This window comes from Leisingera sp. ANG49 (genome assembly GCF_059694505.1).
In genome coordinates, this window is sequence record NZ_JCATZN010000022.1 from 1 (window position 1) to 11,759 (window position 11,759).

At 58.3% G+C, this 11,759-nt stretch carries 6 protein-coding genes and 6 pseudogenes; 7 read left to right on the top strand and 5 right to left on the bottom strand.

Features of this window, described 5'->3' with window-relative positions; all coding sequences use genetic code 11:
* Positions 1 to 701: 701 nt before the first annotated feature.
* From repA to repC, 3 genes are all read left to right on the top strand, one after another.
* A complete protein-coding gene (gene repA / locus AC58NV_RS23200) occupies positions 702 to 1,910 on the top strand; it encodes a plasmid partitioning protein RepA (protein ID WP_497229268.1) in 1,209 nt (402 codons plus the stop codon).
* A complete protein-coding gene (gene repB, locus AC58NV_RS23205; RefSeq protein WP_497229269.1) occupies positions 1,910 to 2,917 on the top strand; it encodes a plasmid partitioning protein RepB in 1,008 nt (335 codons plus the stop codon). The genes repA and repB overlap by 1 nt, the downstream gene beginning before the upstream one ends.
* Before the next feature lie 248 nt (positions 2,918 to 3,165).
* Positions 3,166 to 4,329: a plasmid replication protein RepC gene (gene repC / locus AC58NV_RS23210; RefSeq protein WP_497229270.1), complete on the top strand. Its 1,164-nt coding sequence runs from the start codon at positions 3,166 to 3,168 to the stop codon at positions 4,327 to 4,329.
* 208 nt (positions 4,330 to 4,537) lie between these two features.
* Here repC and tnpA read toward each other — a convergent pair whose 3' ends face one another.
* Positions 4,538 to 4,954, bottom strand: coding sequence for an IS200/IS605 family transposase (gene tnpA, locus AC58NV_RS23215; RefSeq protein WP_497229271.1), 417 nt, complete (start codon positions 4,952 to 4,954; stop codon positions 4,538 to 4,540).
* A 262-nt stretch (positions 4,955 to 5,216) separates the two neighbouring features.
* Here tnpA and AC58NV_RS23220 point away from each other — a divergent pair.
* Positions 5,217 to 6,185, top strand: a pseudogene (locus AC58NV_RS23220) (transposase family protein).
* Between the two features lie 137 nt (positions 6,186 to 6,322).
* Here AC58NV_RS23220 and AC58NV_RS23225 read toward each other — a convergent pair.
* A pseudogene (locus AC58NV_RS23225) lies at positions 6,323 to 7,215 on the bottom strand (recombinase family protein).
* Positions 7,216 to 7,468: 253 nt separating this feature from the next.
* On the opposite strand from AC58NV_RS23225, the gene AC58NV_RS23230 reads away from it, so the two are divergent.
* Positions 7,469 to 8,536: a hypothetical protein gene (locus AC58NV_RS23230; protein WP_497229272.1), complete on the top strand. Its 1,068-nt coding sequence runs from the start codon at positions 7,469 to 7,471 to the stop codon at positions 8,534 to 8,536.
* Between the two features lie 225 nt (positions 8,537 to 8,761).
* Here the strand turns inward: AC58NV_RS23230 and istA are convergent.
* Both istA and AC58NV_RS23240 read right to left on the bottom strand, forming a co-directional pair.
* Positions 8,762 to 9,704: pseudogene (gene istA / locus AC58NV_RS23235) on the bottom strand (IS21 family transposase); the annotation flags it as partial.
* Positions 9,705 to 10,004: 300 nt separating this feature from the next.
* Positions 10,005 to 10,271 (bottom strand): annotated as a pseudogene (locus tag AC58NV_RS23240) (transposase); the annotation flags it as partial.
* Here AC58NV_RS23240 and AC58NV_RS23245 point away from each other — a divergent pair.
* Positions 10,254 to 10,765: pseudogene (locus AC58NV_RS23245) on the top strand (transposase); the annotation flags it as partial. The pseudogenes AC58NV_RS23240 and AC58NV_RS23245 sit on opposite strands and share 18 nt — an antisense overlap.
* Before the next feature lie 97 nt (positions 10,766 to 10,862).
* Here the strand turns inward: AC58NV_RS23245 and AC58NV_RS23250 are convergent.
* Positions 10,863 to 11,135 carry a hypothetical protein gene (locus AC58NV_RS23250; protein ID WP_497229273.1) on the bottom strand — a complete coding sequence of 91 codons (273 nt, stop codon included), beginning with the start codon at positions 11,133 to 11,135 and terminating at the stop codon, positions 10,863 to 10,865.
* A gap of 76 nt (positions 11,136 to 11,211) precedes the next feature.
* Between AC58NV_RS23250 and AC58NV_RS23255 the strand changes: the two are divergent.
* A pseudogene (locus tag AC58NV_RS23255) lies at positions 11,212 to 11,334 on the top strand (integrase core domain-containing protein); the annotation flags it as partial.
* Between the last annotated feature and the right edge of the window lie 425 nt (positions 11,335 to 11,759).

Here is an 11,759-nt window from a genome sequence, read left to right on the forward strand (position 1 = left end):
GAACACCAACCGGTTCCGCGGCCTCTGCCAGTCCGCTGTATTTCTCAGGTGGCCAATGAAAAAAACGTCCAGTCCGGCTATCGTTTCAGATAGTTCAGTATTCTACTGGTCAGACCGCTACCTTGTTTTCGTCAAGTTTCGCTCTGTTTGCCCTGCCAGTGGTTGATTGAGATGAACTCATGTACGGGCATCCTAGAGCGGCGAGTAGCGGCCAGACAAAGGCGCTTAGATCAATAGAATAGGTGATGTAGTCGGAGAGCGGTGGAAGCTCTTAGGTGCGGCCACGTGGTTTGAACGCGTTATGGAAGCGTTCATCCAGTATTCGTTTAGTAGCGGTAGCTTATGGCACTTACTGCAGTCTCCAGGAGAATCGCTTAAGGAGTGTTTTCTAGGCAAGCGGCCCGCGCCAACGCTGTGCCCCGCTATATCGTACTCGTCAGTTTTCAAGTGGAGTCAGCCTCCACCCCGCCTAAAGAGGTCAAAAAGCTAGTATCTTTCAATACGTTAATAATACTCGGCTGCGCGACAATACTAGATATAGCGGTAGGCGCTTACATGACTACAATCATCACTACATGGAAATCTCTTGCAAGGAACGGGCATTTGGTGGCATCACGGAAACTGTAACGCACAAAGCTGCTTAGCGGCCGTTCGGCGTTACGGAAGAGCCGCAGTAAAGACGGCCGGACAAGGAGCAGTGAATGACGGCACAAATCGAACCCGCTATCGGGATGCCGCCAGGGGCAGATGTCTTTGACGATCTGCTTAAGGATGAAGCTCGGCTGCGCCAGTCCTTGGACAAGCATATGCGCAACGTCTTCGCGCCGGAAGCGAAGAAAGAGCTTAGACCGTTCACTTCGGGTGAAGTGGCCACGCTGCTCGGTCTGAGCCAGTCGCATTTGCGCAAGCTGCATTTCGACGGCAAGATTCCCGATGTGAATACAGACGGGCGCGGGCACAGGCTCTATACCGGTAAAAACATTCAGGACATCCGCCTAGCGATGGCGCGGACAGCAAAGGACCCGCTGCAGTTCCTGCCCGGCCGGGTAGGCAGCGACCATTTGCAAGTGATTGCGGTTTCGACCTTCAAAGGCGGCTCGGCTAAGACAACCAGCGCCGTTCATCTTGCACAGCGCTTCGCGCTAAAGGGGTATAGGGTCCTGGCAGTTGACATGGACCCGCAGGCGTCGCTTACCACCATGCTGGGTCTGCACCCCGAACTCGATCTGACAGATTCCGGCACAATCTATGACGCCTTGCGGTACCAGGATTCGGCCCCGATGGAAGATGTGGTCCGAAAGACCTACTTCCAAAACCTCGATCTGGCGCCTGGCGGACTGATCCTGTCGGAATACGAGACAGAGACCCCACATGCGATTCGTAAGGGCATACAGCCGCCCTTCTACCTTCGGCTGAAGGTGGCGATCGACCAGGTCGAGGACCGCTATGACGTGGTGTTCATCGACTGTCCGCCGCAGCTGGGCTTTCTCACCATGTCAGCGCTAGTGGCCGCCACCGGCCTTTTGATCACCGTGATCCCGAATATGATCGACGTGGCCAGCCTCAGCCAGTATCTCACAATGGCCACCTCACTTCTAAAAGTGGTGCAGCGCAACGATCAGCGGCTGGACTATGATTTCCAGCGTTATCTCCTGTGCCGCTACGAACCTTCGGACATGCCGCAATCGCAGATGGCATCATTCCTCCGGATGCATTTCGGGCAGCGGCTGATGACGGAACCGTTCCTGAAGTCCACTGCAGTTTCCGATGCAGGCCTGTCACAAAAAACACTCTACGAAGCCAATAGAGCCGAAATGAACCGCGCCACGCTGGAGCGAGCGATGGAATCAGTAAACCACGTGGCGGATGAATTCGAAACCGCTGTGCAGGCGGCCTGGGGGAGAAGCTGATGGCGCGCAAAAACGTCTTTGAAGGGCTGATGGCCGAATTCGGCGCCGAGGCTGAGGAAGCGGCCGCCCCGGCTGAACGCGATCCTGTCGAAGCCGCCCGCGAGGCGCCCATTCCCCAAGCCTTCCGCCGCGGTCCCGTAGCAGCCCTGGAAAATGACATCCGATCAACCGCGCAGCGCAGCGTGCAGGAGATCGATCCGGAGCAGATCGAGGATACCGGCATGCGCGACCGGTTCCAGCTGGACGGTAACGATCTACAGGAGCTGAAGCAAAGCATCGGCCAGCACGGCCAGCAAGTGCCGATCCTGCTCAGGCCGCATCCGCGGCTGAGCGGGCGCTACCAGGTCGTCTACGGCCGCCGCCGCCTCGCCGCGATCAAGCAGCTGGGTATCCCGGTCAAAGCACTGGTGCGCACCCTGTCGGATGAGGAAGCGATCCTTGCCCAGGGCCAGGAGAACAACCACCGTAAGGATCCTTCCTTCATCGAAAAGGCCGTGTTTGCGGGTGACCTAGAAGAAGCCGGCTACGCCCCCGCGGTGATCCGCGAAGCGCTAGCGGCAAGCAAGAGCCACCTGTCGCACATGCGCAAGGTGCGACAGGCGATCCCGCGCAATGTGATCGAGTGGATTGGCGAAGCACCGGGTGTTGGCTGGAAACGTTGGCACGCGCTGGCGGAGAAAGTACTGGAGCATGAAATCGACCCGGCCACTGTGCCGGTGACCGAGGCAGATGCCAAGCTGGAGTCGGCCAAGCGGTTCGACGCTTTTGCCCGGCGAGTGGAGGCGCAACTGGCGCCGAAGAAACCTGAAGCCCCTGCCCCGAAACCGGCACGGACCGTGCGCGCACCGGAAGGCGGCGCCAAGATTGGGGAAGTTCTTACGACCGGAGGACGCACCATTCTGCGGACACACCCGAAACAACAGGAATTCTCTGAATGGCTTGACCGGCACGGAGAAGAAGCCCTGCTGCGCCTGCATGCGCAGTGGCAAGAGGAACAGGCGTCCTGAAAAGGGCGCCCGAGGCATAACAGGCAACACCAGCAAGGAGGCACAATACAGGAGATCAAAAAAGAGAAGCTCCCCAAGACCGTAATCCCAGAGAGCCCCATCTATGTTTGCACCTAAGATGTACCCCGCTCTCTTCTGAACTGTCAACAACAACCCATCCGGTTGACAGGTAACTTGTGCCAAAAATTGCCGTTAGGCAGGGTACAGGAAGGATAAGGTGTGGCTTCCTGGTCCCTCGTGAAGAGCAGATGGCATTCAAACAGCTTATTCCGGCAACCGGGGTCCCTTCCCCGGCCGATCTCCCTTGCCTGGACGGCAGCGATCCACGGCAAATGTTTTGGGACGTGATCACTAATCTCAAAGTAGCCAAGGACACCTTTAACCTCAAGGACCGGCATTTCAGCCTGCTGCAAGCGCTGGTCTCTTTCGTCCGCGAGCGCGGGGCAACCGGCACCTGGGTGGTGTTTGCCTCGAACGAAAAGCTTTGCGAGCGAGCCAATTGCATGGGAGAACGCACAATGCGACGCCAGATTGCCCGGTTGCTCGAGGTCGGCCTTCTGCGCCGAACTCAATCCCCCAACGGCAAACGCTATGTACACCGCGCCCGCGACGGCAGCATTTTGCAGGCCTATGGCTTTGATCTGGGTCCGCTTCTAGAACGCGCTAGGGAGATCGCAGCGCTTGCGGCAGAGGCCGAAGAAGAGGCCCTGCGCGTCCGCCTGCTGCGCGACCGCCTTTCCACGCTGCGGCGACAGTGGCCCATTGGTTCGGAAGAAGACAACATCATCCGCCTCGCACTTCGCCGCCGCCTAAACCGTGTTGAACTGGAAGCCCTCATTGGGCGGTTCACACCCTCGGATGATACTCCTCCCCCGCCCTGCTCCGAGTCCGTGTCTGGTGGCGAAGACCTGCTTGAGGCTGAAGTTTTGTCCCCCGATGACAGTCAAAATGTCCGCCACCATCAGAGATCAATACAGAAAAAAATTGAATCTGAAGAGTCCAAGGTCGAAGGTGAAACACTTGGTAAAGCAAAAAAAGCTAAGGCAGGCCACAAGGATGTACCTTCGCTCACTATGGCTGACGTCTTAGCAGCTTGTCCCGAGGCTTTAAGTTTCGCACAGTCGCCAGTACGGAACTGGGTAGATTTGCATCAGTTGTCGCGATTTCTCGCACCAATGCTAGGGTTGAGCCGAAACGTATTGGACAGCGCCGAGCGGGAATTGGGTCAGGGAGGCTTGACTTTGACTCTTTTGGCTATGACACAAATGCACAAGAACATTCGATCACCTGGTGCCTATCTGCGAAGCCTTACTAACGGTTCTGCAACTGGCCGCTTCGATCCAGTTCGGTTGATCCAGAACCTTACCAAGAAAGTAGGCAACTGTTCATCCCTTGATAGTTTACCCGGGTAAACCATCAATAACATTCCAGTTTACGTTACCTACAAAATTGAGTGAATGGGGTTTCTTCGAAGACACTACCTCAGACCTGTTCAGGTCGGTTGTCTCTCAGGCTAGTAACACCTTAGCGAGGTAGATTGATGCCTTCCGCAATCTAGTCAAACGGCATTCATTACTCGACTTTCAGATTTTGTCGCTTCAGAGCTTAGGAACTGAACGACTACCGGCTGGCGCCGGTAGGATCGGCAATGTGATTTTCCAGATACTGAAGTACGATGTCTTCGATTATGGCGCCGTTGGTGGTTGAAAAATACCCGCTGCCCCAGAACCGGCAGCCCCAGTAGCGCTTGCGGATCGTGGGGAATTCCCGTTGCACCCGGTAAGACGAACGGCCCTTCATCTTGCGCACCAGATCGGAGATGGCGAGTTTCGGCGGTACCGACACGAATATATGCACATGGTCGCTCGACAGCACCCCGCGCAAGATGGCGACCCCGTTCTCAGCGCAAACCTGGCGGCAGATGTCGCGCGCACGCAGACGCAATGCCCCGCGCAGCACTTTGTAGCGGTATTTGGTCGACCGGACGATATGGTAGCGGTGGTAGAAAACGCAGTGTTTGCCGGTGTCATATTGCATGCACTTACCCTCCGGAAAATGAACCTTCGACCCGGCTGGAAGCCGGAGGGTTTGCTCCAGAGAGTGGATACCAAAAACCGCAAAAACACTCTGTCTCAGGTACGGTAAGTCCACAAAAGGGTTTACCCGGGTAAACCGGAAAGGTGGTGTGACGTAAGTTCAGTCGATATCTACACACTCACGTGAAAGCATTCAGGTCGCTTGAAAGCGACTTTGTTTAGCTAGGTGTTTAATCCCACAGCTTGAAGGTGCGATCCATTCTGTGGAAGAGAAGGAAGCACTATGGGACGTTCTTCACAGTGGCGCCACGACTAAGCACGCCTATCCGAGCTGCAATAAAACGATCGCAAACTTCGGCGGCGGCATTGAGCCGAGTACTCGGTATCAACCCGAAGACAGTCGCGAATTGGCACAAGTGCGAGACGGTCGAGGATCGCAAGACCGATCCGAAGAAACCTCGCTCGACCGTTCTCAACGAGGCTTTGGTGGTAGATTTCCGTCGGCGCACGCTCCTTCCTATGGATGATTGTCTATACGCCTTCCAGCCCTCGATCCCACACCTAACCCGGTCAGCGCTGCACCACTGCCTTCAGCAGAATGGCATCTCACGGCTACCGGATGTCGAAGAGGACAAACCCAAGCGTCAGCGCATTAATCTTTACGCCATCGGCTTCTTTCACATGGACATCGCAGATATTACAGACGGCCGAGGATAAGCTCCATCTCTTCATTGCTATCAGCAAGACCAACAAGTTAACGGCCGCCCAACTGGTCGAGAAAGCCGTCAAGCTTACGGAATATGAAATCCTGGAACACCTGTTGGAGGTAATCCCTTACCGGATCCACGCGATCCTGACCGACAACGGGGTTTAGTTCGCCGACCAGACCGTAGCCACAACACGATCAATTCCCGGCATATGCGCTTTGACATAGTGTGTGAAGCGAACGGGAGCGAGTACTGGCAGACCAAACCCAACCATCCGTGGACAAATGGTCAAGTCGAGCGGATGAACCGAACAATCAAGGACGCCACCGTCAAACGCTTCCACTGCGACAGCCACGATCAACTTCTCACCTTCTTCGCCGATTTCATGGCCGCTTTTAACTTCGCCCAAAGGCTCAAGAGCCTAGCGGGCTCAAGTCCTACGAATACAACTGCAAAGTCTGGACTTCAGAACCAGACAGTTTCATTGCCGATCCGATCCACCAGGTACGCGGGCTGAACACCTAGTTGCCAACACAACCGAATTGCCGCATACGACTATAGTTATGAAGCCAAAACTTTCGGCAAGATCTCTTTAGGAACAAATTCGACAGGACAGGTTCCAAAGGTCTAGGGCAGGAGGCATCCTGTGTTTCCGGCTCATCCTACTTGGGCCGCTCGACCGGAATCAGGCCCCGGGTCTTGGCGCGGTCCAGCAGCATCTTGACGGAAGACACAGACCATTTTGCCCGCCCACGCGGTGTCCGCTCGCGCATGGCCTCCAGCCGGTCTGCAATCTGCTGCAGCGTGATGTCCGGAGCCGAGCCTGCAATGGCGGCAACAATCGTCATCAGCCGGTCATCGGGCTCCCTGCGCCGGGCGCGCTCAAGGACATGGCTTTCCAAGAAACCTTCGCGGACATAGCGTTTCGCCGCTCGGATCAGCCTATCCCGCGACCATTGCCGCGAGCCGGGTGGAAGCCGGGCATTGATGATCCCAACCACGTCCTCCCACGGCAGATCGGGCCGCAGGCGGCGCACTTCAGGAACCCAGTCCTGCGCGCTGTCCTCCAGCCGCCGGAGCAGGGCCTCATCGCGGGCAGCCTGTACTTTGCGGAGGGCGCCGGGGTCCTTGCTGCGCAGTCCGGGATTGCCACCGATTCGGCCCTTCGCCCGCGCCGATTTCAGACCGACCAAGGTGCGCTCCCGGATCAGCACGCGTTCCAGTTCTACCGCGGCGCCCAGCACCTGGAGGGTGAATTTCCCCTGTGGGCTGGAGGTGTCGACCGGGTCGCGCAGGGACTTGAAGTGGACGCCTTTGGCCTCCAGCCCCTCGATCACCTCCAGCAAGTGGGAGAGCGAGCGGGCAAGCCGGTCCAGACGAACGACTACCAACGTATCACCTGGGCGGAGCGTTTCAAAAAGTCGGTTCAGGACCGGTCGCGTCCGGTCGCCTGTTCCTGATGCACCCGTGCGCAACCTGCAGCCCGGAGATCTTCAGCCTGGGCGGCGGTGGACTGGTCATCGGTAGAGACACGGGCATAGCCGATGAAGGACATGGTGGCTTCTTGAAGCTGTCTATTGGCGATCGTTCACAAGTTTGCCTGATCCGGAGTAATTTTCAATTTAGTTTATCACTATTAAACGAAGGTTTGTAGACGCGTGTAACTTTCAGCAATTCGCCCTATCCCCCTTGTTTACTTGTTCTGGCCGGTGCGGGTGCAGTGGCGCTCAGCGCAGTTCCGGGACAGCGGTCGGCCGGGGTTCAGAAATTTGCTTGGGTGATGTGCAAAATATTGATATTTTGCACATATGATACGGAGCCCATTTGAAACCAAAGGCGGCGTCACAGATGCCGAAGAAAGCCCCTACGACGGCGAAACCGGGGAGGAGGACCTGTGGTTCCTGCCCGGACCACCTGAGGATGAGCCGGACTTTCTGCCGCCGCTGCCGCGCGCTGAACCGAATGAGCGGGCGCAGGTCGCCAAGTGGGAACAGGCGCAGGCTGCGGAGGCGCTGCATCTGGCGCAGGCGGCAGCGCGGTTCGGGGCCCTGGATGAGCGGTTGCGGCGCAGGCCCGAAGGCTGGCGGCATAGGCTGGCGCTTCTCGAGGCGTCCGAGCTCAGCTGGCTGTCCGGCGACAGGGTCTCCCCCGACAGGCTGGGGCTGTGGCTGGCGATGCGGGTCAGCGCGGCGGGCGATGATACGGCGGCGCTGCAGCGCACCGCCTGGGCGTTCCGCCGCCTGTCGGGTGGCCCCGGCCCGGGGGCGGATATTGCCGGGTTTCTGGGCCGACATGACGCCCGGGGCGAAGATCCCCTGTCCGGCAGGATCGCCGGGTGGAATGCCATCATGAAAGCCGCATCCGCCCTGCACCCGCTTGTCCGCGCGTGCTTTGCCTTTCACCTTTGGCGGATGGCGGGGATCGGCCCTGAAGGCGACGTTCTGGAAGGCGCGGTGATTGCTGCGCGCATGTCGGCCGACGCAGGGCAGGGCCGCGCCCTGTTTGCGCCGGTGCTGATGAGCGGGGCAGGGGGGGCGCGCGGCGGAGGCGAGCCGCAGGAGCGGCTGCACCGCTGGCTGCAGGCGGTGGATCAGGGGATCCTCCGCGCGACGCGGCATCTTGAGCAGCTGGACCAGTGGGAGAGCGACGCCCGCAGCCGCGCCAAATCCCTGTCGGGCCGCACACCGCCGCGATTGATCGAGGTGTTCCGCAGCTGGCCGCTGGTAACAGCCCCGCTGGCCGAAAAGCTGAGCGGTGCCAGCCGCGCGGCGGTGCAAAGAAACATTGCCTGGTTCGAGGCGCAGAACCTGGTGCAGGAGGTGACAGGGCAGGGGCGGTTCCGCGTTTGGCGGGCGTCCCTGAACGCTGCCGTCTGATCGGGTTTCCGGACCTGGTGTCAACCAGCGTCCAGATTTGCCCCCCTATCGGCATTCATGTTTGGATGCCCCCTTCGATGCAAGGGTTCGCGACCGGAAGGGCCGGTTGATAGAGAGTTGGAAGAGCGTGTTTCGGAAACCCCGAAGAAACGCGGAATGGCGCTCGATTTGCCGACCGTCATGCAGGCTTGCCCTGAGTTTTCGTCCTGGGCGCGCAATATGGGCGGATACACGTTTGCTCTGTTCGACAAAGCCGTCGAAGGCTGGAGGAGACGGCATCAGCACGGACGTCTCCTCGGCCCAGACGTCAGCGACGGAGCCCGGGCGCGAGCCGTGCGGGATCTCGCTCCAAAGCTCTATGCAGCGGCCCTCCAGCCAAGCATTCAAGGCCGCCAGGTCTGGATGGTTCGGCACCGGCTGCCAGAGCCGGTGGCGGGAATCCCGGACATTCTTCTCGACTTGGCCTTTCTCCCACCCCGCCGCCGGGTTGCAGAATTCCGGCTCGAAGACATAATGGCTGGCCATTGCCAGGAAGCGCGCATTGATCTGGCGGTTCTTGCCTTTGCCGACCCGGTCAACCGCTGTGCGCGCGTCCATTGTCCTCGGACCAATGGCGGACAATTCCCGCTGTCATAAGTCCCGCGCTGGGGTACGCCGCCGAAGACCCGGAACGCATGCCAATGCGCGTCAAACAGCATCTCATGGGATTGCAGAAGGTAGGCCCGGACCAGGAAGGCCCGGCTGTGCGACAGCTTGATATGGGCAACCTGGAGCTTGGTGCGCTCTCCACCGAGGATCGCCCAGTCTTCGCTCCAGTCGAATTGGAAGGCTTCGCCCGGCTGAAACACCAGAGGAACAAACGTCCCGCGGCCTGTCGACTGCTGAATGCGCTGGCGTTCCGCGCGCCATGCCCGCGCGAAGGCAGCTGCTTGACCGTGCGCCGCTGCTTGCGGGGCTTGCGCGATTCCGCGGCAAGCCAAGCAGACAGCTTGTCCGCGAAAGGGTCCAGCTTGCTCGGACGCTGCGGGACCTGGAACCGGGGCTCAACAGCACCCGAACGTAAATACTTGCGAATGGTGTTGCGGGAGAGGCCCATTCGCCTCGCTATCTCCCGAATAGACATCTGATTCCGAAGCGCCCAGCGTCGGATCACACTCAAAAATGCCATGTCGATCACTCCAATAACCCCTGCCGATAAAAGCCAGGGGCACGGTCACACATGGGTCAATTCCCGATGAAAACTTTCGCCTGTCCCGGGTCAGATCTCAGCGGAAAACAGCAGCCCAAGGTATTCCTGTCAGCAATCGCCCTCGCGGCGTTAGTCATTTACTGGTTATGAATCCTGACCCTAGCAGGTCGCTGAATTAGTCAGACCAGCGGGACGCTGTTTTCCCTGGTGGGATGCATTCCTTCATCGATCTTCGGGATTGGATGGCTGGAAGCAGGCCTGTGGCCGCCTTATCCAGCCTCATACCGCCAGCAACCGGGGCAGCCGGGCGAGATTTCCAGCGGCGAGCGTTAGGATGAAGCGCGACCGCACCCGCTCGACGCCGCGATAGACGGTCTGGGACATTCCGCCAACGGTCTTAGCCCAGCCAAACGCCTCCTCGATCCGCTTGCGGTGCTTCTGGGACAGGGCATAGTCTTTGTGCCGGGTTGTGCGCCCGTCGATTGCTGAATGCCGCGCCTTCCTGGCGACGTGCGGGGTGACGCAGGCCTGGCGGAGATCCTCGACGATTACAGCCGTTACATCATCGCCTGGAAACTCTGCACGACGATGAAAGCAGGTGAGGTGACCGGCACGCTGGATCTTGCGCTGCAGCCTCGGGCTGCGATCAGGCAACCGTACGGCACAAGCCATGGCTGCTGAGCGATAACGGGTCGAGTTACATCTCTGCTGAACTGGGTGAGTGGCTGGAAGATCAGCAGATGGATCATGTCTGCGGTGCGCCATATCACCCGCAAACTTAGGGTAAAATCGAGCGTTGGCACCAGGCCCTCAAGAACCGCATCCTGCTGGAAAACTACTACCTGCCCAGTGATCTCAGGCAACAGATTGGCACCTTCGTTGACCATTACAATCACCGGCGCTATCACGAGAGCCTGCTGAACCTCACGCCCGCAGACGTCTACTTCGGCCGCGGCCAGGCCATTTTGAAACAAAGAGAAAGGATCAAAAGGAAAACCATCGAAACCCGGCGCTTGCTTCACCGCAAATCCGCCGCATAATCACACAACCAGATGAGCCAGATCCTCTCTTAGCTCAGGCAGCCATCTGTCCCAATACCCCTGACGACGGACACATTGCGGTCGTTCTTATTGCGGTTCATGGCCACCATCGCCGCCTTGGCATGCCGTGATTCGATACAAAGGTAGGCAGGCCCGCACCTATCAAGCCATTGTAGAGCCATTGAGACAGTGGACCGGCCCCGAAACCAACACGTTCCAACCCGCCATCGACCCCGGCCAGCGCCTTGCAGATGTCAGCCGGATCTGAGATCGTTTTCGCTTCAAGGATCATTCGGCCGTCGGCATCAACAACGCATATGCTGGTCATCCCCAGCGAGACATCGAGCCCTGCAAACAATACTGTAGTCATCGTATGTCTCCCAGTGATGAAAGTACCGGTGAGAAGACTACCGGCGAATTCGGGGGCTGAGACCCGATTACGCCATCTGAACGAGACGCTCTTCAGTTCCCTGGCCGAGGCCAGGGAAACACTGGAAGCATGGCAGGAGGACTACAACACTTACAGCCGCCATTCGGCGCTCGGAAACCTGACACCCGGGGAGTTTGCTAAGAAAGTGATGATGGACAAACTGGCGGCGTAGCTCCATCAAATCAGACCTAAAGCCTCTCCTCGGGGTGGAGGAAATTTGGGACTTAGGCCACACCATCAAACCATGGGGTCAAACACCTAGACTGCCTGTCTCATTGCTCACATCAGAATTACTAGGTTTCAAGGTCAGAGGCCGATTGGTAATTTAATCTGGCTCGATACTACTTTTCAGCGGCGGGTTTTTGTGCTTGCTAGTGAGTCCCTCCCGGTGAATGCGCATCTCTCTCTAAGTGCGCTTCGCTATAAGAGCCTGCCGCTGATTTTTCCTCTGATCTAGCCAGTCATCTGGTTTCTATTGCATTTGTTGCTGCCTGAAGCCGGTTCGCAGGTGTCCGGGAACAGTCTCGTCTGCCTTTGGGCAGCTATGGCCGCCCGCGAATGACC